This window comes from Tenacibaculum litoreum (assembly GCF_964513915.1).
GTDB lineage: Bacteria > Bacteroidota > Bacteroidia > Flavobacteriales > Flavobacteriaceae > Polaribacter > Polaribacter litoreum.
The window spans coordinates 21949-47191 of sequence record NZ_CAZEQS010000004.1 but is presented as its reverse complement, the minus strand read 5'-3'; the positions used below and the strand labels follow the sequence as shown (position 1 = coordinate 47191).

At 30.7% G+C, this 25243-nt stretch carries 1 protein-coding gene; it reads left to right on the top strand.

Annotated features, from left to right (window positions below; genetic code table 11):
- The first annotated feature begins 22 nt into the window (after positions 1–22).
- Positions 23–25243 carry a non-ribosomal peptide synthase/polyketide synthase gene (locus tag ACKTTR_RS11625; protein WP_408028018.1) on the top strand — a complete coding sequence of 8407 codons (25221 nt, stop codon included), beginning with the start codon at positions 23–25 and terminating at the stop codon, positions 25241–25243.

The following is a 25243-nucleotide window of genomic DNA, read 5'->3' as shown; positions in this document are numbered from 1 at the left end:
CCCAAAGTTTAAAAAAACGATAATGGAACAGAAACTAAACAAAGCTAATATTCAAGATATTGTAGCGCTTAATAATACTCAAAAAGGAATATTAATTGAGTGGATTAAAGGTGCCAAAGATTTATATACAGTTCAAATTTCATTTTCAATCAAAGGCACCCTTGATGAACCTTTATTTAAAGAAGCAACAAATTTAGTTCAATTAAATAATGATGCTTTACGGTCTGTTTTTCGCTGGGAAGGGATAAGTAATCCAATACAAGTTATTTTAAAAGAAACAACTTCTCCTTATAGGTTTATAAACCTTTCTTCAGTGAATTCAATAGAGAAAGAAAATAAACTTAATACACTTATTAATGAAGACCGTAAGATTGGATTTAACCTTGTGGAGCTTCCCTTGAGAATAGCTTTGATAAAGAAAAGTACAGATGAATATGTACTTACAATTTCACATCATCATGTTCTTTACGATGGATGGAGTACAGGAGTAATATTAAAAGAACTTTTTGAAACCTATAATTCTTTAAAGGAGGGGGAAATACCCCATTTTGCTGCAAAACCAGATTTAAAAAAGGTATATAAAAAAACAGAAATAACGCAGTTAAAAGAAGAAAAGAAAACCTTCTGGAAATCTTATTTACAAGACTATACTATTTGTGAGCTGTTTAAAATCAAAGAGAAAAGAAAAGTAACCAATAGAAGCAAATTTATAATTAAAGCTGATTTAACACCTATTGATGATTTTGCTAATAAAAACCAAGTAACCAAAGCAGCAGTAATTTATGCTGCTTATGGATTATTGCTTCAAAAATATTCAGGAACTAAAGATGTAATCTTTGGAAGATCTCAATCTAACCGTCCTCCTTCGTTAAGAGGAATAGAACATGTTATAGGTAATTTAATTAATGTTTTACCGATACGTATAAAAAGCAATGGGACAACATCTTTGCTAGAATTAGTTAAAGATACACATAGAGGGCTTATAGAAAATGATAAGCAGTTTGAAGGAACAGCATATTCTGAAATAAAGGAAATAGTTGGGCTAAAATCATATGAAGGGTTATTTGATTCGGTAATTGCAATTGAAAACTATCCATTAGATCATAATGTTTTAGGGAAAAACAAACAATTCTCATTACACTTAGAGTCTACATATGAGAACAATAGTATTCCTTTAACGATAACAGTGTTTTTTAATGAAAATTTAGAAATTGAATTTGATTATGATGAACATTATGGAACCAAAAATCAAATTCAAACTATTGCAGAACATTATAAAGGCTTACTTAATGCAATAATCACAGATTCCTCTAAAAATTCAGAGGAAGTTTCTTTAATGTCTGAAGAAAACTATAAAGAGTTATTAGTCGATTTTAATAATACGTTAGTTGATTTATCAGATACTGAAACAGTTGTATCTCTTTTCGAAAAACAAAGAAAAGCGACTCCTAATGCTATTGCAATTAGAGATGGAGAACTCCTAATGACATATAATGAGTTAGGGATGATTTCAAATCAAATTGCAAACTACCTATCTATTAAGAAAGAAGTAACATCAGGTGACTTGGTAGGAGTGATGTTAGAGAGAGAACCAGTATTCATTCCTGTATTATTAGGTTTGTTAAAGTTAGGAGCTGGATATGTTCCTATTGATCCAAAATACCCAGCTGAACGAATTAACACAATTATAAAAAGTGCTCGTTTAGAAACTGTTATAACAAGAAAAGAATATGTGCCATTAGACATAGCCTTACCTAAAAGTGTACTAGATCTTAGTGAAGAATATCGTTTTATTCTTGAAGAAGAAAAAGAATATTTTTTTAATACTAAGCAATCTGAAATAGCCTATGTTATTTTTACTTCAGGTTCTACAGGGGTTCCAAAAGGTGTAGCTATAGGACACCGCTCTTTTTTAAATTATATTACTTGGGCTTCAAAGTATTATTTGAATGACCAAAAAGGGAACTTCCCCTTATATACTTCTATTTCTTTTGATTTAACTATTACGTCTATTTTCGTTCCTCTCATAAATGGAGGAGAAGTTGTTTTATATAAAGAAACAGATAATAGTTTATTAATAGAGCAAGTACTCTTAGATGATAAAGTAGATATAATCAAACTAACTCCTTCTCATTTACGAATTATTAATATAAGTGAGTCTTTAACAGAAAAGTTTATACATAGTAATGTAAAGAAGTTTATTGTAGGTGGTGAAGCTTTAGATTATTCATTAGCAAAATCTATTTCTGAAAAATATAAGGGAAGAATAGAAATATATAATGAATATGGTCCTACTGAAGCAACAGTAGGTTGTATGATTCATAAGTTTTCAGAAAAAGAAAAAAACGCTGCATCTGTTGCCATAGGAAACCCCATAGCTAATACTCAAATTTATTTATTAGATAAATTTTTAAAGCCAGTAGCCAAAGGAGCTAAAGGAGAAATATACATATCAGGAGAAGGGCTAGCTTTAAAATATCTTAACAGAGAAGACCTTACAAATCAAAGATTTATTTCCAACCCTTTTTCTGAGGGAAAATTAATGTATCGTACCGGAGATCTTGCTTGTTGGAAGAGTGATGGCACAATAGAATTCTTAGAGCGTATTGATGATCAAATAAAATTAAGAGGATATAGAATAGAGTTAGGAGAAATTGAAAATCAACTATCAACATTTGAAGCAATAAAAGACGTTGTAGTTGTTGAAGTTGTTTATGAAGAAGAAAAGCACATAGCGGCGTATTATGTTGGAGAAGAAAAGATAAATCAAAAAACACTTCGTTCCTTTCTTGCAGAAAGACTTCCGTCTTATATGATTCCAACATTCTATATTCATATAGATAGAATTCCTTTAACTTACAATGGAAAGCTAGATAAAAGATCATTACCAACCCCTGAAATAGAAACGAATACGCTTGTTATAAACGAAACATTAACTGAAATAGAACAAAAGATCATTGCTATTTGGTCTTCAATATTAAAAGTTGATGAAAAAAGAATCGGATTAAAATCAAATTTCTTTGAGTTAGGAGGACACTCATTAAATGCAATCAAGTTTGCCAATATTATATTTAAAGAATTTGAGATTAAGATAACAATTAAGGAAATTTTCGACAATCCTACGGTTAAAGAGTTGGCATCTCTAATACCAAATACAGAAACGACAGAATTTATTTCAATACCTAAGGCATCGTCAAAACCTTATTATGTATCTTCTTCTGCACAAACACGTTTGTATTTTCTCTATACAATGGATAAGAGTTCTACAGCATATAATATGCCCTATGCGGTTAAGATTAAAGGAAAAGTAAATAAAGAGCGATTCTCTAAAACATTTGAAGCGTTAATTAATAGACATGAAACGTTAAGAACTCAATTTGATATTATAGAAGGAAATGTTGTACAAATCATTTCAGATGAAATTAACTTTGAGTTACAATATACTAAAGTAGAGGATAACTTAGAATACTTGTGTAGTGAATTTGTACAGCCTTTTAACTTAAACGAAGGCCCTTTATTACGAGCAGGATTATTTGAAATAGATGCAGAAGAATTTATATTCATGGTTGACATGCATCATATTGTAAATGATGGCTTATCTCATGCTATATTTATAAAAGAATTTATTTCTTTATACAAAGAAGAAGTGCTTCCAAACTTAGAAGTACAATATAAAGATTATGCAGAATGGCAACAGCATGATGATTATAAAAAAATGATTGCTGAAGATAAAGCCTATTGGATGACTGAATTTAAAGAAGAAGTCGAGGCGTTAAATTTACCTACTGATTTTACAAGACCTTTAGTAAAAACATATCAAGGAGAAAACCTTAAGTTTAAAATTAATGAGTCTGAAGTTAGTAAACTAAATAAAATTGTAGAAGAAGAAGAAGTAACAATGTTCATGATATTGATGGCAGTATTTAATATTTTACTTAATAAATTAAGTAATCAAAAAGATATTGTAATCGGAACTCCTTCAGCCGGAAGACCACATGCAGAACTTGAAAATATTATAGGAATATTTTTAAATATGCTATCGGTTCGTTCTAAAATTAAGGAAGAAGCATCTTTTACAGAATTTTTAAATTCTGTAAAATCTACATTGTTAGCATGTTTTGAGCACCAAAAGTATCAGTATGAACAATTAATTGAAGAGTTAAATATAGAAAGAAACCCAAGTCATAACCCATTGTATGATGTTGCTTTTTTCTTTGAAAATTTCGATACAGAAGAGCTTAAAATCCCTGGTTTAATTTTAGAACCTTACACGTTTAATCATAAAGCATCAAAATTTGATATAGTGCTTACTGCTGCTCAAGTAGAAGGAGAGATTGAATTGCAATTTGATTATGATGCTGCTTTATTTAAGAAAAAAACGATTAAGCGTTTTGCGTATTATTTTAAAAGAATAATTAGTGAAGTAACAAACAATCCAGATATTCAGTTGTTTAACGTTGATGTTTTGTCAAATCAAGAGAAAAATCAATTGTTAAACGAGTTTAATACCACTAAAAAAGAAATCCCTGAACTTACAATTGTAGAATTGTTTGCAGCACAAGCTAAGAAAACACCTTATCAAACAGCGATTGTTTTTGAAAGAAGAGAATTTTCATACAAAGAGGTAGATGAGTTGTCTAATGGTTTTGCTAATTATCTAATAGAAAGTTATAAGGTTAAAAATGGAGATATAGTAGGACTTATGACTAATAGGTCTGAATTTACCATAATAACTATTTTAGGAATTTTAAAAGCTGGTGGTGCGTATTTGCCTATAGATCCATCATATCCACAGGAAAGAAAAGAATATATTCTTAAAGATAGCAAGGCAAAACTACTAATTACGGATCAAGATTTTAATTATAACGGTGCGTTAATAGCACTTAATACTAAAAACTGGCAAGGAGCAGAAAACCTTATAAAACCCAACACAAATACTGTTCTTGATTTGTGTTATATGATTTATACTTCTGGTTCTACAGGAAATCCAAAAGGGGTGATGATTTCACATCAAAACCTAGCCAATTTCTTTATAGGAATGGATGAAAGGTTACCGATATCAACAGAAGAGAGAATGCTAGCAATGACCAGTATCTCTTTTGATATTTCAATTTTAGAGCTTTTATGGACCTTATGTAGAGGAGTTGAAGTTACAATTCACCCTTCAGATGCTTCTCATAACGAGTTAGATCGTTATGTAGAAAACGAGGTGAGTACTATGGATTTTGGTCTCTTCTTTTTTGCTAGTTATAACCATGGGGTTGAAGATGGAAAATATAATTTATTCTTAGAAACAGTTAATTATGCTGATCAGAATGGTTTTAATGCAATTTGGACACCAGAAAGACACTTTCATGAATTTGGAGGATTGTTTCCAAATCCTTCCGTTACCAGTGCAATGTTATCAACAATTACAGAACATGTTGAATTAAGAAGTGGTAGTGTTGTGGTACCTCTTCATTCACCTGAAAGAATCGTAGAGGAATGGGATACCGTAGATCAAATTTCAGGAGGGCGAATAGGCTTGTCGTTTGCTCCTGGGTGGAATCATGATGATTTTTCATTATCTCAATACAGTTATGCAGATAGGCACAAAATAACACATGAGAATATCAACAAAATAAAAGAATTATGGAGAAAGCGTAAAGAAGCCCAGAATAAGACAAATAAAGAACTTTCTATTTGGCTAACAACAGCAGGAAATGAAGCTTCTTTTAGATCTGCAGGGCAAATGGGGGCTAACTTATTAACACATCTGTTAGGACAAGACATTGAAGAATTAAGTAAAAAAATACGTGTTTACAGACAAGCAAGAAAGGAGGCTGGATATGAAGGAGAAGGAAAAGTAGCAGTGATGTTACATACCTATGTAGGAAAAACTATGGAAGAAGTTGAAGCTGTTGTAGAAAAACCTTTTAAAGAATACTTAAGAACTGCTATTGGGGTTAGTAAAATTGTATATCAGGAAGCTGGCTATATAGAAGGAGAATTAACCAAAGAACTTGAAGATAAAATACTTCAAAATGCTGTTAAACGCTATTATAAAACAAGCTCTTTAATTGGAACGAAAAGTACAGCGATAAACATGGTTCAAAAGCTATCGGCAGCTGGCGTAGATGAAATAGGGTGTTTGATAGATTTTGGCGTAGAACAAAAGAAAATACTTGAAGGTCTTGAATACTTAAAAGAGCTTAAAGATGTATTTTCTATACAAAAGAATAATTTAATAAAACCGATATCTGCATTTCAGGCTACACCTTCATATTTAAAGCTGTTGGAAAGTGATAAAGAATCAGAAAAATTCTTAAAATCACTTAAAACTATTTTGGTTGGAGGAGAATCTGTACCGGCTACATTAATTCATAGTTTAAGACAGAAAACTGAGGCTGAGGTGTACAATATGTACGGACCTACGGAAACAACAATTTGGTCAAGTGTAAAACATTTTGAAAAGAACTTAACAAAAGTTACCATAGGAAACCCTATTGCTAATACCCAATTATATGTACTTGATGATAATTTGAAATTATTGCCTCAAGGAGTCATAGGAAATCTTTACATAGGAGGAAAAGGAGTTGCTAAAGGTTATTGGAATCGTGAGGAATTAACTAAAGAAAGATTTATTAGTAATCCTTTCAAGCCGGAAGAGAAAATATATTTTACTGGAGATTTAGCGAAATGGTTACCTAATGGAGAAATGGAATTGTTAGGTAGGGTTGATGATCAAGTTAAAATTCGTGGGTTTAGAATTGAGTTGGGTGAAATAGAAAGCTTATTAAACGAAAATGAGTTCGTAAAAGAGTCGGTGGTTGTAGCTAAAGAATATGAAGGAGAAAAACATTTAGTAGGATATTGTGTACTTCATAAAAACACAGATTCTCTTAAACTCAGAGCATATCTTTCAGATAGGTTACCAAGTTTTATGGTACCAACATTTTTTAAGATTCTAGATAAAATGCCATTAACTCCTAATGGTAAAGTTGATAAGAAAAAACTGCCTGAACCAACAGTAGAGGCTGGTGAAAATTATATTGCACCTACTACAAAAGAAGAAAAAATATTAATCAATGTTTGGTCGGAAGTTTTAGGAGTGAATTCTATTGGAGTAATGGATAATTTCTTTTCAGTAGGAGGAGACTCAATAAAATCGATCCAAATAAGTTCTCGAATGCGTAACCTTGGATACGAAGTTTCGGTAAAAGATATTTTTACAAGTCAAACAATTAAAGAATTAAGTTTAAAGTTAAAGAAAACCGAAACAGCTTCGATACAGGAACTTGTTACAGGAGCTCAAGAATTATCTCCTATACAAAGATGGTTTTTCGATCATTCTACCGTTCATCCTCATCATTATAACCAAGGGGTACTACTTAATTTCCCTAAAAAGGTTTCCAAAGAAGAAATAATTAAAGTTTTTACAAAACTTCAAGAGCATCACGACGCTTTACGTTTAATTTTTAAGAAAAAAGAAGAGCAATTAAAAGCGGTGAATAAAGGGGGCGATTTACCTTTAGGACTTAAAGAGTTTGATCTTACAGAAGAAGAAAATAAGGAAGCAAAATTACTAGAAATAGCGGAGGGAATTCAGTCAGGCATCAACCTTGAAGAGGGACCGCTTATGCAATTGGCACTTTTTAATAATACAAAAACAAGTAAATTACTTATTGTTATTCATCACTTGGTAATTGATGGAATTTCATGGCGAATTTTATTTGAAGATATAGAAACGTTATTTAAACAATTAAGTAATGGGCAAGTTCTAGCATTACCATTAAAAACAGATGCGTTTATATCTTGGTCAGATGCTATAAAGAAATATATGCAAAGCAGTCGTTTTGCAAAAGCGAAAACTTATTGGGAAGATAAAGTAACCTGTTCTTATTCGAAAATACCTAAAGATTTTCCAAAAGGAAATCATAAAGTTCAAGAACAAAAAACAGTAAAGTTTAATTTGTCTAAAGATTTGACAGATAGTCTTTTAACTTCTGTTCATCAACCTTTTAATACTCAAATCAATGACGTTTTACTAACTGCGTTAATGCTAAGTGTAAAAGAGAAGTATGCAATTAACAATCTTAAAATAGATTTAGAGGGACATGGTAGAGAAGAAATTTTACCAAGTGTTAATATAAATAGAACAGTAGGGTGGTTTACGAGTATTTACCCATTATACTTAAGTAGTCAAAGTACAAACCTTACTGAAAACATTATTGAAACCAAAGAAAGTTTCCGTAAAATTCCAAACAACGGGTTTGATTACTTAATAGCTAAATATTTCAGATCAGAAAGTAATAAAGGGTTTAAAGATGAATCAGCTCAAGTTTTCTTTAATTATCTAGGGCAATTTGATGAAGATGTAAAAGATAAATCATTTGACGTTGCTATTGAAGGTATTGGAAATGTTATTTCTCCAGAAGAAACATTACATCACGATTGGGAAATTTTAGGATTAATAGCCGATGGTTGTTTAGAAATGAAGCTAACGTATAGTCCAAAACAGTACAAAGAAGAAACAATAACTGAACTCATGAATCTGTATGAAAATTCATTGATACAGATTATTGCTTTTTGTAGTGCAAAAGACACTATAGAATTAACACCTTCAGATTTTACATTTAAAGACTTATCTCTTTCAGAGTTAAAAGCATTGAAATTAGAATATCCAACTATTCAGGATGTTTATAAATTGTCTCCAATGCAAGAAGGAATATTATTTCATACGCTACGCGATGCAAGTTCAGATCATTACTTTAACCAAATATCTCATAAAATTACTGATAGGTTAAATACGGAAATCATGGAACAAAGTATCCAAGAGCTTATGCAACGATACGATATTCTGAGAACAGCATTTATTTATGATAAATATGACGATACATTACAGCTGGTAATGAAAGAAAGAAAAGGTGATTTTCAGTATCTAGATATAAGAAATGAATGTGCTAATGTAAGGTATGAAGAGGTCATAGAAAAATATGAAAAGCAAGATAGGAGTAAAAAATTTGATTTAGGAAAGGACACTTTAATAAGAGTAACTGTTCTGAGGCTAGAGGATGAATTGTATCATATTATTTGGAGCTACCATCATATTCTCCTTGATGGTTGGAGTTTGGGACTGGTGTTAAAAGATTTTATTCATATTTATGAAAATAAACTTAAAAATATTACTGAAATAAAACCAACCATACAACCATTTAAAAATTATATTAAATGGTTGGAATCAAAAGAATTAAATGAAGGGTTAAATTTCTGGAAAAATTATTTAGAGAACTATGAGGAAATAGTCACACTTCCTAGTAAACAAAAAGAAAATAATAATTTTAAATTAAAATCTAAATATTTTGTAACTACAGATGATGAAATGAAGAATATAATGAAGGTTTCTACTTCATTAGGAGTCTCTGTAAATACAATAATTCAAGGAATTTGGGGGTTAATTTTAGCCAAGTTTAACAATACGAATGATGTAGTATTTGGGTCTATTGTTTCTGGTCGTTCACTAGAATTAGATGGAGTTGAAGACATGGTAGGTTTGTTTATGAATATCATTCCAGTTAGGGTTACTTTTGATTCAGATGCATCCTTAGTTTCCTTATTTACTGAAATTCAAGAAAAAGCATTAGAAAGTGAAGCTTACCATTACGAATCAATTGGAGATATTCAAGCTCAAAGTAGTTTAGGGAATAATTTATTCGATCATTTTATAGCTTTTGAAAACTATGCTTTAGACGAAGGACTCTTAGCGTCAGAATCTTTAAATGAAAAAAGAGCGTTTAATATTCAAGATATAAAAGCTTTTGAACAAACTAATTATGATTTAGTAGTAGGTGTATTTCCTGGAAAAAACCTAGCGATAAAATTTGAATATAATGAGAATCATTTTGAGAGATCATTAATTGATAATATCTGTTCTTATTTAAGGCAAATTTTCGCATCGATACATAAAAGCTTAGATAAAAAGGTTAGGGAGTTTAGCTTCTTGCCTGCTGAGGAGAAAATTCAATTAGAAAAATTTAATCATCACCCTGTTAAATACCCTGAAGGAAAAACAATTGTAGAATTGTTTATTGAACAAGTAAAAAGAAACCCTACTAAAGTAGCAGTAGTTTTTAATGGGAAAGAAATTACGTTTAAAGAATTAGATGAGAAGTCTAACGAGCTAGCTAATTATTTATTAGATAAATATCATGTAGAAAAAGGAGATTTGGTATCTATAAAGATTGAGCGAAGTGAATGGATAATTGTAACGATTTTTGCAATATTAAAAACAGGAGCTGCTTATGTACCAATTGATATAGCATATCCTGAGGAACGTATTCAGTATTTAGAAACCGATTCAAAGTGTAAAGTAAGTATAAATGAAGAGGTTTTACTAGACTTCAAGAATACAACTCTAGTATCAAAGCCTGTACATATCAAATCAACATCTAAAGACTTAGTGTATGTAGTATATACTTCGGGAAGTACAGGAAATCCAAAGGGAGTTATGATTGAAAATCAGTCAATTCTCAACACTATTTATTTCCAAAAAGAAATTTTTGGAGAGAAAAAGTCAATTCAGTTTTTCTCATATTCTTTTGATGCTTTTGCTTGGGAAACATATGCTACACTATTATTTAATGGCACATTGCATATTTTAAGTGATGATTGCAGAAAGAACCCCAAGCAGTTTGGAGAGTATATTTTTGATAATGATATAGAAATAGTGACTTTACCTGCTTCCTATCTTGATAAGTTAGACTTGTCTAAGTTAGCCAAGGCAAAAATATTAATGACAGGAGGAGAAGCACCAAGCTATAAGATAGTTACAGAAATTATAAAATATGTAAGATACTACAATGCATATGGGCCTACAGAAGCGAGTGTAACTTCTTCTATTTATGAAATAGAAAATAAAGAAAGAATTAGAAACCAAATAATTCCTATAGGAAAACCTATTCCAAATACAGCGATGTATATTTTAGATGAGACTCATAATCTTCAACCTATTGGAGCAATTGGAGAGTTATATTTAGGAGGAGCAGGCTTAGCAAAAGGTTATTTGAATAGACCCGATTTAACAAATGATAAGTTTATAAATAACCCGTTTGTAAACGGAGAAAAAATGTACAAAACGGGTGACTTAGCACGATGGTTACCAGATGGAAATGTTCAGTTTATAGGAAGAAAAGATACACAAGTAAAATTAAGAGGATATCGAATAGAATTAGGAGAAATTGAAAATGCGTTAATTTCACTGCCCTCAATAAATCAAGTAGCAGTTGTAATAATAGCTTCGGAACGAGATAAATACTTGGTTGCTTATTATACATCTGATTCTGAATTAAAATCAAAAAATATTAGGGAAGCACTTAAAAACCGTCTTCCTGAACACATGATTCCTAGTTACTTCAAGGAGTTGTCATCTATGCCATTAACACCCAATGGAAAGATAGATAGAGAAGCTCTTTCGAATTTTTCAGAAAAGGATATTATAAGAAATGAATATGTGCCAGCTAGAGATGAAGTAGAATCTATACTGGTACGCATTTGGGAAAATGTATTAAATATTGAAAATATAGGAATTACAGATAATTTCTTTGAGTTAGGAGGGCATAGTTTAAAAGTTACGCAGCTTATTAATAACATTAATAAAGAACTATCTAGCACTGTAGAGATAAGACAAGTGTTCGAATATCCTACCATAGAAGAGCTAGTTAAAATAATAAATAAAGATACTTATAAACCAATTCCTAAATCGGAAAGTCAAGAGTACTACCCTCTGAGTTCAGCTCAAAAGAGATTATGGATACTTAGTCAATTTGAAGGTGGTAGTAAAGCTTATAATATACCAGGAGTTTTAGAACTTAAAGGAAATTTAGATATTCCTAAATTAGAACAAGCATTTAAATTAATATTTCAACGTCATAGTAGTTTAAGAACAAGTTTTTTAGATGTGAATGGAGAGATAGTACAACAAGTAATAGATGCTAAGAATTTTAAATTTGAATTAGAGAAACAAGCAGTAGAACACAAAAACCTTGATAAAGAAATTAAAACATTCTTAGAGGAAGAAATAGATTTATCAGGAGCTTCTCTTTTAAAAATAAAATTACTCAAGCAAGAAGATGAAACGTATTACCTAGTATTGAGTCTTCATCATACTATGGGTGATGGTTGGTCAATGCAAGTATTATCAGAAGAATTAATGTATTTATACAATCAATTCGTTACTGGTAATAAAATAGAATTTCCAAATCTAAATATTCAATACCATGATTACGTATTATGGAATATTGAAAAGAAAAAGAAACCTGAGTTTAGCAAAGTTGAAGATTATTGGATTTCTAAATTATCGGGTAACTTGCCTGTTTTAGAGCTACCTACTGAAAAAACAAGACCTTTAATAAAAACATATCAAGGAAATACTTTAACGCATGTTTTTAGTAAAGAGTTGTATACAAACATAGGTTTGTTTAATGAGCGTCAGAAGTCAACTCTTTTTATGACTTTGTTAGCAGGAATTAATGGTTTGTTTTATAGATATACTAATAATTCTGATATCATTCTAGGAACATCAATAGCAGGAAGAACACATGCAGATTTAGAGAACCAGATAGGTTTGTTTTTAAATACTTTGGCTATAAGAACAACCTTCAATAAAGAGGGTAATTTTGAAGATTTAGTTGAAATACAAAAAAGAACCCTCTTAGAAGCATACGAGAATCAGGAATACCCATTTGATGATTTAGTTGAAAAGTTAAATTTAAATAGAGATACCTCTAGAGCTGCATTATTTGATGTAATGGTAGTGCTACAAAATCAGGAAGACATCGCTATTGAGTTAGAAAATATTTCAGTAAAACCTTATGAAAAACATCTTAGAAATGTAAGTCAGTTTGATATTACTTTTTCATTTAAGGAGGAAAATGAGAGGTTATTTGTACTGTTAGAGTATAATACAGATATTTATGAAGAGTCTTTTATAAGTCGAATGTTAACACATTTAGAATCATTTTTAACAAATGCCATTCTAAATTCTCAACAACAGATAAGTGAAATAAATTATTTATCTACAAAAGAGATAAATACTCTCTTAAAAGATTTTAACAATACAGGTTTCGCAAAAAAAGATATTGATGAAACGTTGTTAGATCTTATTGCCAAACAGGTAGCATTAACCCCAAATGCAAAAGCATTAGTTTTTAATAACAAATCTATAACATACAAAGAGTTAGATGAAATGTCGAATTCTTTAGCTAACTATTGTATAGAGAATCATAGCATTACACCAGGAACCTTAATCGGTATTCAAATGGAGAGAAGCGATGTAATGGTTATTGTTTTGTTATCTATATTAAAAATGAGGTGTGCTTACGTACCAATTGATATCAATTATCCATTAAAAAGGAAACAAAATATAGTAAAAAACAGTGGTGTAAAATACTTGTTTTCGAGTGAGTCTATAGAAGAAGTAGAGGAAGAATTGATAGTTATTAATATTAAAGAAAGTTGGAATACAATACTCAATTATTCCACAAAATTTAAAGAGAATGTTCAATTAGATGACCTCGCATATATTATTTACACTTCAGGGTCAACTGGTATTCCAAAGGGAGTAGCAATACAGCATAAAGCACTAGCTAATTATATCACTTCATTTGAAGAAAGCTTAGGTAACTTTCCTTTGTATACAACAATTTCTTTCGACTTAACCGTAACTATTTTTGTTCCTTTGACTAAAGGAGATAGTGTTATTATTTACCCAGAGAATGCATCTAATACTTTAATAGAAGATATTATTATAGATAATAAGGTAGAGGGTATAAAACTAACTCCTTCTCACTTACGTATACTTGTTGCAAGTAGTAGGTTAACTTCTTACTTTGAAAAAAGTAGGCTAAAAGTAATGATTGTAGGAGGAGAAGCTCTTGAATATGCTTTAGCAAAAGAAGTATACGACAAATTTAAAGGAAAAGTTACTATTTATAATGAATACGGACCTACTGAAACAACTGTAGGATGTACGACCCATCAATTTTCTATAGCTGAAAAAGCAGTATCGGTATCTATTGGAAAACCAATAATAAATACAGAAATATATATACTAAATGAAGCACTTCAGCCCATGCCAATAGGAGTTGTAGGAGAATTATTTATAGCAGGTTTAGGATTGGCTAAGGGGTATTATAATCAAAAAGAGCTTACAGATAAAAAGTTTGTTTCTAATCCATTTATAGATGGTCAGAAAATGTATCGTTCTGGAGATTTAGCTTGTTGGACAAAAGAAGGAACACTGAAATTTATAGGACGTATAGATGACCAAATTAAGTTAAGAGGCTATCGTATAGAGTTGGGAGATATAGAAAATAACTTAATGGAATTTCCTGAAGTTAAGGACGCTGTTGTTACTCTTAAAAGTGTTGGTAATACAGAACACTTGGTGGGGTATTACATAGCAAACGACAATATAGAAACCCTTCGTTTTAGAGAATTTTTATCTACAAGACTGTTAGGGTATATGATTCCTCATTACTATCATAAACTAGATGTTATACCGTTAACACCCAACGGAAAATTAGATAAAAAAGCATTACCTATTCCAGAGGGCAATATGGAAATGAGTTTAGAGTTGCCAGAAACTCCTGAAGAAAAATTATTAACAAAAGTTTGGTGTGAGGTACTTGGAATAAAGGTTGTTGGAATTTATGATAATTTCTTCTCTGTTGGAGGAGACTCTATAAAATCAATTCAAATAAGTTCAAGACTTAGAAATTTAGGATATGATATCCCTGTTCGTACTTTAATGTCTGTTTTTACAATAAAAGAACAAGCAAAGTCATTAAAACCTATTGAAATTTATTCTGATCAATCGGAGGTTACAGGAATAATTCCGTTAACTGGTATACAAGAGTGGTTTTTCAAAAAGAATAAGACATACAAAGAACACTACAACCAGTCGGTGATGTTAAAATTTAACACAACACTAAGTGTAGAAGATGTACAATTAATTTTATCTAAAATTATAGCACATCATGATGTCTTAAGAGCAACATTTAGATTGGAAGAGGAAGTGATTCAAGAAATAGTTTCTCCAGAGATGGACATATTTATTGATGAACATAGCTTTGAGAAATCAATAAACTATGAGGAAGAAATAATTCATAGAGTTAATGAACTTCAAAGTACAATTAATCTCACAGATGGTCCCTTGTTAAAAATAGGTCTTTATCATTTAGAGTCAGAGAGTTATTTGTTTATAGCAATCCACCATTTAATAGTTGACGGAATTTCTTGGAGAATTTTATTAGAAGATTTTGAAACGCTATATAATCAGGTTAAAACAGATAAAGAACTTAAGTTACCGTTAAAGACAGATTCTTTTATGCTTTGGGCGAAAAGAGTAAAAGAATATCTACAGGGAGCCGCATTTACTAATAGTGTTAAATATTGGGAAAAGGAAGGCAAAAAAGAAACATCGCAAATAAAAAGAGATCGCGAAGAAGGTAACAATAGTTATTTAACATCTAAGAAGATTGCGTTTAATTTAAATGAAGTAGCAACAAAGCGTTTATTAACTAAAGCTCATTTAGCATTTAATACACAGGTAAACGATTTATTATTAGCTGCATTTATCAATGCAGTAGCCTCTGAGTACGATATAAACCATATCCGAATGGATATGGAAGGCCATGGACGAGAAGAGTCTTTTATTAATAATAATATTGGTAGAACAGTAGGTTGGTTTACAAGTATCTACCCTGTAACATTCTCTACTTCACATAATACGATTTCTTCACTAGTTAAATCGGTTAAGGAAGCGCTGAGAAGCATTCCTATGAAAGGAGCAGACTACTTGTTGTATAATAATTTAGAAAGTACGACTGTAGAAGGAAGAAGAACCTCACAAATGAGTTTCAATTATTTAGGACAGTTCGATACAGATGTAGAGAACAAAAGCTTTGAAATTGTACCTAATTTGAAAGGAGATGATATTCATCTTCATAATGAAAGAGATTATGATTGGGACATTTTAGGAATGGTTGTTTCAGGAAAGTTAGAAATTCAATTACTATATAATACAAACCATTTTCACGATGCTACGATTTCTCGTTTAATGAGTAAGTATCAAGCTTCTTTAGAGAAGGTAATTAATTATTGCTGTGATTATAAGGGAAGAGAATTAACTCCGTCAGATTTAACTTACAGTAAGTTAAGCATTACAGATGTTAATCATCTACAAAGTAAGTTCAAAGTCTTAGATGTGTATCCTTTATCTTCTATGCAAGAAGGGATGATGTATCATTCTTTGTTAGACCCAAAAACATCTCATTATTTCGAGCAGGTAAGTTGTAAAATAGAAGGAGAATTAGATATACCAGTAGTGCGTAAAACACTAAACTACTTGTTAAAGCGTCACGATGTTTTAAGAACGGTGTTTTCAGATGAGTTTGATAGATCTCTGCAAATAGTTTTAGATCAAGAAGAATTCGATTTTTCTTTAATAGATATACGTCAAAGTGTTGATGGAGAAAAAATAGAAGAGCTAATAGAAGAGTATAGAATTAAAGATAGGAATAATAAATTTAATCTTTTACAAGGCTCGTTAATTCGCTTAACTGTATTACAAATAAGTAACACATCATTTGAATTTATATGGAGTTATCATCATATATTAATGGACGGATGGTGTATAGGAATTTTATTACAAGAATTTGAACAAGTGTATAAACACTTCACAAATAAAACAAGTATTGAATTACCTGTTGTTAAGCCGTATTCAAATTACATCTCATGGATAGAAAAAAGAGATAAAATTAAATTATCTAACTACTGGAGCACATACTTAGCTGGTTATGATACATTAGCGACCATTCCAAAAAAGGGTAATGAACCTCAAGAAAAAAATAAACAAGCAGTTTATGAGCACTATATAAGTTCAGAAGTAGTAACATCGTTACAAACTCTTTCTAGAGAACAGGGAGTTACGTTAAATAATATAATTCAAACTTCTTGGGGTATTGTATTATCAAGATATAACAACACAAGAGATGTAGTATTTGGAACTGTGGTTTCTGGACGTCCTTCGGAAATAGAGGGTGTGGAAAATATGATAGGATTATTTATCAACACCATTCCTGTTAGAATTAGTTATAACGAAGACACTACAATTAGTGAACTTCTAGCAAATACACAGAAGAAAGCATTAGAAAGTGATGAATACCAACATTATTCTCTGGCAGAAATTCAAGGAATAAGTGAATTAGGAAGAAACTTATTAGATCATATCATAGTCTTTGAAAATTTACCAGTAAGTAATAAAGACTTACCAAATAATCTAGGTAATGAGAAAACTCCTTTTACTATAGAAGAATCTCAGGTTTTTGAAGAAACCAATTATGACTTAACGCTAGTAGTTGTACCGGGAAAAGATGTACGATTTAAGTTTTTATATAACAGTGCTGTATTCTCAAAAGAATTTATTACAAAAATTAGTGAGCATTTAACAAATGTATTGCATGAAATTTTAACGAGTTCTAAAAACAGTAAAGTAAGGCAAGTTGAAATTTTATCTAATGAAGAAAAGTTACAGCTAACTACTGGTTTTAACAATACTCATTTAGAGTTCACTCCAAATGAAACAATCATGTCGCTATTTGTTAAGCAAGTAGCAAAAAAACCAAATAAATCAGCATTGTACTATAAGGGTAAAGAAATGACTTACGGTGAGTTGGATGCTCTTTCAAATCAAATAGCCAACTATTTAATTAGTGAAAAAGGTATAAATCAAGGAGACTTAATTGGGGTGTATTTAGAGCGAGATTTACTTCTTGTACCCTTACTGTATGGAATCTTAAAATCTGGGGCAGCTTACTTACCCTTAGATACAAATAATCCTATAGAAAGAATTCAAACGATTATTAAAGATTCGGAAGTTAGACTGCTACTTTCTTTAGAAAAATTTGAAGCGAAGTTAGCTACTGTTTCTACAGAGAAAATATACTATGAAACAATAGAGAATTTAGTTTTAAATCAGGCTTCTACGTTAGATATGAAGGTGTCTTCAAGTGATTTAGCATATGTGATTTATACCTCAGGATCAACTGGAATGCCAAAAGGAGTTATGGTTGCACATCATTCAGTTGTGAATTTAGTGCAATCTATGCAAGAGAAATATCCGCTAACATTTAAAGATAGTTATTTATTAAAAACAAATTATGTTTTTGACGTGTCTGTAGCTGAGTTATTTGGATGGTATCTTGATGGAGGTACATTAATCATTTTACCAAAAGGTGAAGAAAAAGAACCGTTAAAAATGATGAAAGCCATACAAGAAAATCAAGTTACTCATGTTAATTTTGTGCCATCATTATTTGCTGTTTTCCTTGAGGAAATAGAAAATAACTCTCTAGAGGTAATAAAAAGCTTAAAGCATATTTTCTTAGCAGGAGAAGCACTTCCATTAAGCCTTATAAAACGTTTTTATGCTTTAAAAACGAACATTTCACTAGAAAATATTTATGGTCCTACAGAAGGTACTATTTACAGTAGTTGGTACACAACTACAGGAAATGAAAATTCTGTAAATGTACCTATTGGAAAACCTATCAGTAATGTGTTGCTTTATGTTTTAGATACTTTTAATAATCCACAACCAATAGGAGTTCCAGGTGAGTTGTGTATTGCAGGAGAAGGGTTAGCACTCGGCTACCTCAATAGAGCTGATTTAACTGAAAGTAAATTTGTTAAAAATCCATTTGACGCCAGTAAAAAAATGTATCGCACAGGAGATTTGGTGCGCTGGTCTGATAGTGGGAATATAGAGTTTTTAGGAAGAATTGATGATCAGGTAAAACTAAGAGGATATCGAATTGAACTAGGAGAGATAGAAAATTATTTGGTTAAATATTCACCAATAAAAGAAGGAGTTGTACTAGTTCAAGAACACGGAGAACAAAAAAGCTTAGTGGCCTATTATGTTTCAAATGAAGAAGTAAATGAACAAAAGCTTAGAGAATATTTATTAAATAACCTTCCAGAGTATATGGTTCCTAGTCAATATATTGTACTAGAAGAAATGCCATTAAATACTAGTGGAAAGCTCGATAAAAAGGTCTTATTAAAAACAACAAAAACAATAAAATCTGCATATGTTTTAGCAACATCTTCAGAAGAGAAGGTATTAGTTAATGTGTGGAAATCTGTATTAGGAATAGATAATGTAGGAATAACAGATAACTTCTTTTCATTAGGAGGGGATTCCATAAAATCGGTACAAATAAGTTCTCGTCTAAGAGCATTAGGAAAAGAGTTGCCAGTTAAAACGATTATGACTTTACCTACAATTATTGAACAAGCAAGAGCCATTCAATCTATTGAAGTTATAGCAGATCAATCAAAAGTTGTAGGAGAAGTGCCTTTAACAGGTATTCAACAATGGTTCTTTAATGAGTCTGATTTTAGCTCTCAACACTACAATCAATCTGTAGCCTTAAAGTTCAACGACGGAATAACTTTAACTGAAGTAAAACAAGTATTTCAAAAGTTAGTTGAACATCACGATGTTTTAAGAACAAAATTTGTAAATGATGGAGCGCATAAAAAACAGGTAATTGAAGAAACAATAACATTAGAGGTAGAAGATAAAAACTTCAAGGATCAAGAAAATTTCCAAGAGTTAATACTAGCAGAAAGTAATAAACTTCAAAGAGAGATAATTCTTCAAAAAGGACCATTATTTAAATTGGGATGCTTTGAAACAGATGAAGGAACCTATTTAGTTGTAATTATTCATCATTTAATAATTGACGGTATTTCTTGGCGTATTCTATTTGAAGATATGGAAACGCTTCATCAGCAAATTAAAAATAAGGAAGCGTTAATATTACCATTAAAGAGTGATTCTTTTAAGCTTTGGGCAGATAATCTTGAGACTTATAAGAGCTCTAATGAATTTGAAAAACAAAAAGGATATTGGAAGGAAGTTATGCAAAAACCTTTTGTAAAAATTCCAAAAAACAATACTGTTTGTAATACTTATAAAAAGGCTCAAAGTATTCGTTTCTCTCTTAATAAAGAGTTGACCGAAAAATTACTTACAGATGTTCATAAACCATTTAATACACAAATCAACGACATACTTTTGGCGAGCTTTACAAAAGCTTTCTCAAACCAGTTCGATATAGATTTATTAAAAATTGATTTAGAAGGTCACGGTAGAGAAGAGAGTATATCTAATGTTAAAATAGATAGAACAGTAGGATGGTTTACGACTATATATCCAGTAAGTTTCCAAGTTCATAAAAGTTTAAAGTCTCATATTAAAGAAACAAAAGAAACGCTTCGCGGGGTTCCAAATGGTGGTTTGGACTATCTTTTACTTAAACATCTTGAAGAAGAGCATAGTGTTAAAGAAAACAAAGCTCAAATTAGTTTTAACTACCTAGGGCAATTTGATACTGATATAGAGGGGAAAAGCTTTGAAATAGTAGATGGACTTTCAGGAGACGATGTTGCGTTAGAAAGTAACAGACCTTACGATGTTGAAATTACAGGAATTGTTACATCAAAACAATTAGAGATACGCTTAACATATGGAGAAAAACAATTTGAAGATGTTGAGATGGAATCTCTTATGCTGTCCTACCAAAAATGTTTAGAAGAGACGATTGTTTATTGTGTGAATTTGGAAACGAAAGAAGTAACCCCTTCTGATCTTACATACAACAAATTAAGCATTTCCGAAACGACAAATCTGCAAAAACGATATGATTTAAAAGATGCATATCTACTCTCACCAATGCAGGAGGGAATGTTCTTCCATTCAATATATGATGATTTATCTGAAAATTATTTTGAACAAGTAACATGTAATATAGAGGGGGATTTAAATATCAAAATAGTATCCGATACTTTAGAGTACTTATTAGCACGTCATGATATTTTACGAACAAATTTCTACCACGAAGGTCTAGACCAACCATTGCAGTTTGTGAAGAATCATCAACAATTAGATTTTACATATGTAAAAGTTATTGATGAGGTTGCAAATAGTAGTGAAGAAAAAGTATTAGAAAAGTACAAAACAAAAGACAAAGCTAGAAAGTTTGATCTTACAAAAGGTGCTTTAATGCGCTTAACAGTACTTAAAACTACAGAAAAATCATTTGCGTTTATTTGGAGTTATCATCATATCCTTATGGATGGATGGTGTATGGGAATCATTGTAAATGAGTTCAAAGAAGTTTATGAACAATTCATAAAAGGTAAACCGATAAAGTTACCAGAAGTATCTCCTTATGTTAACTATATCTCATGGTTACAAAAAAGAGATAAAGAGGTATCTGCTAATTATTGGAAAAAATATTTAGAAGGGTTTGATACAGTTACAACATTTCCTCAAAAGCAAGTTAAAAGAGAAGAGTACAATCAAGCAAGTGATGGTTTTATATTAGATGAAATACAAACCAAAACAATGCATAATGTATCGAGAAAATACGGAGTTAGTCTTAATACACTAATACAAACAGCTTGGGCAATGGTACTTAGTAGATATAATACAACTACAGATGTTGTGTTTGGATCAGTAGTTTCTGGGCGTCCTGCAGAATTGGCAGGAATAGAGAATATGCTTGGTTTATTTATTAATACAATTCCTGTAAGAATTAGATTTGAAGAAGGAGAAAACATAGAGGATGTATTAAAAAAAGTACAATTAAATGCTCTGGAGAGTGAAGAATATCAGTACCATCCTTTATCAGAAATACAGGCTTTAAGTGAATTAGGAAGAGACCTTTTAGATCATATTTTAATTTTTGAAAATTTCCCTATTGGAAAGCAGGTTGATAATAATACCAAAGAACAAACGGGCTTTGAAGTAACAAGTATACAAAGTGAAGTACAAATTAACTATAGCCTGAATATAAAAATATTACCATTTGAAACAACAGAAATACTGTTTGATTATAATGAGAGTATTTATGAAGAAATTCTGATAAAAGAGTTAATAAGTGCCTTTAGAAATAGTATAGAAGCAATTATTAAAGAGGAAGAAAAACCAATATTAAATCTTGAGATACTTTCAAATAATCAATTACAAAAAGTAAAAGACGAATTGAGTAAAGACCTTAGCAAAGGAATTACAGAAAAAACAATTCAAGAAACATTATCTATTGGTTTTAATAACAACCCTAATAAATGTGCAATCGTATACAAGGGGGCGGAAATTAGTTATGCTTTATTAGAAGAAGAGTCTACTAAAATAGCAAACTCTTTAATAGAAGCTAAAATTCCTGAAAATACGTATGTAGGAATATTATGTGAAGATCGTCATCTTCTTATTGCCGCAATGATAGGAATTTTAAAGGCTAAACTAGCGTTTGTCCCTTTAGAGTTTGGATTGCCTCAAGAACGACTATCTTCAATTTTAGAGCAAACACAAAGCCAATATATTTTAACAGATCAAAAGATCAGTTCAGTCGAAAAGCTTCAACTAACGACAAAGTCTACTTATTTGCATATTCCATTCATTTTAGAAACAGAAGAAAAAACACTTGTAGAAAAAAGAACGTATGAATTAAATGACCCTGTGTATGTTTATTTTACATCAGGATCCACAGGGAAACCTAAAGGAGTTATAGGAAGAAATAAAGGGTTAGAGCACTTTATCTCATGGGAAATAGAGACTTTTGGTATAAATGATTCTTTCCGATTTAGTCAATTTACAAACCCAGGATTTGATGTGTTCTTAAGAGATGTGTTTGTGCCGTTATGTGCCGGAGCAACTATATGTATTCCAGAAAAAGATTTACTTCTTACAGGAGAAGTATTGAGCTCTTGGATAGATGAAAATGAAATTTCATTAATACACTGTGTACCTAGTTTCTTTAAGATATTCAATACGAAAAGCGTAGATGAGTCCTTATTCACTAAACTTAAGTATATTCTACTCGCAGGTGAAAAAATTGTTCCGTTTGAACTACAAAACTGGTTCAATAAATTTAAAGATAAAGTACAGTTAGTAAATATCTATGGTCCAACTGAAACAACATTAGCAAAAGGGTACTATTTAATTCAACCAGAAGATAAAGAAAAGAAATATATTCCAATAAAATCAATAGTAGGATCTCAGTTTGTAATACTTGATCAATCTTTAAACGTATGTCCATCAGGAGTTGTTGGAGAAATTTACATTCGTACACCTTATAGAAGTTTAGGATATTTAAATCTTCCAGAAGAAAATAACAAAGTATTTATAAAGAACCCATATGGAGATGGTGAACAAGATATTTTATACAAAACAGGAGATCTTGGAAAAAAAGACAGAACAAATGCAATTGAGATTTTAGGAAGAATAGACCGACAGGTAAAAATTAGAGGAATACGTGTTGAGTTAGATGATATTAAGCAAAACATTCTTAATTATAAAGGGATAACAGAAGCAGTAGTAATTGTTAGGCAAAATACTAAAAATGAACAATACATTAGCGCATATTATATTGAAAAAGAAGAAATAGATGTAGCTGAGTTAAGAGCTTTTATAATAGATGTGCTACCTAATTATATGGTACCTTCTTTCTTTATTCCTATAACTACCATTCCATTAAATGTGAATGGAAAACTGAATATAAAAATGTTACCTGAACCTAAATTAATTAATACAACTGTAGAGGTAGCAACAAATGAAACACAAGAAAAACTAATTGAAATTTGGTCTGAAATATTAAAAATTCCAACAGAAGACATAGGAATTACAAATTCATTTTTTGAATTGGGAGGACACTCAATTAAAGCTTTCCATTTAATGTCTGGTGTTCAGAAAGAATTCGGAGTAAAGTTAAAATTGAAAGATATTTTTGAGCATACAACTATTATTGAGTTATCTCAAATAATAAAAAATACTCAGCCAAAAGAAGAAACAAAACGAATTAAGAACATAGGAGAGAAAGAGTTGTACTTACTTTCTCCTGCTCAAAATAGAATGTTTTATCAGCAGATGCTGCATGAAGGAAGTGTAGCTTTTAATATTTCTATTCCAATTAAAATTAATGGAGAAGTTGTAAAAGAAAAGTTAGAAAAAACACTTCGACAATTAGTAAAACGACATGAAAGTTTAAGAACAGGTTTTGTGCTATCAGAAGAAGGGATTTTCCAGAAAATTTATGGAGAAGAGGAATTTAAACTAGAAATTTTGAACCTAGAAAATTATGATAATGCCCAAGAAGCATTTTTAAGTTTCATCCGTCCGTTCGAGCTTACAAGTCACTCTCTTTTTAGAGCAGGTCTATTAGAAGGTAGCGATTTAGGAGATTTACTTTTCATAGATATTCATCACATTGTAGCAGATGGTACTTCTGTAAATATCCTAGTTCATGATTTTATCGATATGTATCAAGAAAATACATTGGAAGATTTAGAACTACGTTATGTAGACTACGCACATTGGATGCAAGATATGGGAACTGAGCTTGAGCAACAGAAAAAATATTGGTTTAATCAGCTTTCTGGAGAATTACCATATTTAGACCTGCCTGCTGATTTTGATTCATCTGAGAAGAAAGCGTTTTTTGGAGCAGAAGAAAAAGAAATTTATGTTAATGTAGAAAAGTACCAAGAGTTTAAAAAAGCAGCTAAAGAATTTGAGGTTTCTGAGTTTATGTTGTTAATATCTGCTTACTACATCTTGTTGTCTAAAATTTCTGGAAACCATGATATAATTATTGGAACAGATATAGTAGGTAGAGCACATAATCAACTCAATACAATAGTTGGAACATTTGTGAATATTTTACCATTACGATTTAGAATACAGCCAGAAGCCTCTTACCTTAACTTATTGTCTGAAATTAAAAAAGTAGTATTAGAAGCTTATGATAATCAAGATTATCAATACGATCAATTAGTTTCAGAACTACATAAAGATGGGAGTATTGGAGGAAGAGCAATGATAAAGGTACACTTTGCTTTTATGAATACTTTATTAATAGCTTCTGATAAAACCAATGCTTTTGAACACCTTTCTCTTAAAAGTAAAAGAAGTGAACGAAAAGATTATGAATTCAAAATAGAAGTAAGAGAAAAAGAGGAAACCATAGGTATCGCTTTTATTTATGACCCCAATTTATATAGTAATAGTACTATGGAAGTTTTTATGAATTTCTATTACAATATTTTAATGACCATTATAAACAATCCTCAGCAAGCAATTGAAGATATTAAACTAGAACAGTCTGAAAACTTTATTAAAGAACAAATTAATTACTAA

Excerpts from the sequence above, each read along its gene's own strand:
- ACKTTR_RS11625 (WP_408028018.1), top strand. The coding sequence starts at position 23 with ATGGAACAGAAACTAAACAAAGCTAATATTCAAGATATTGTAGCGCTT.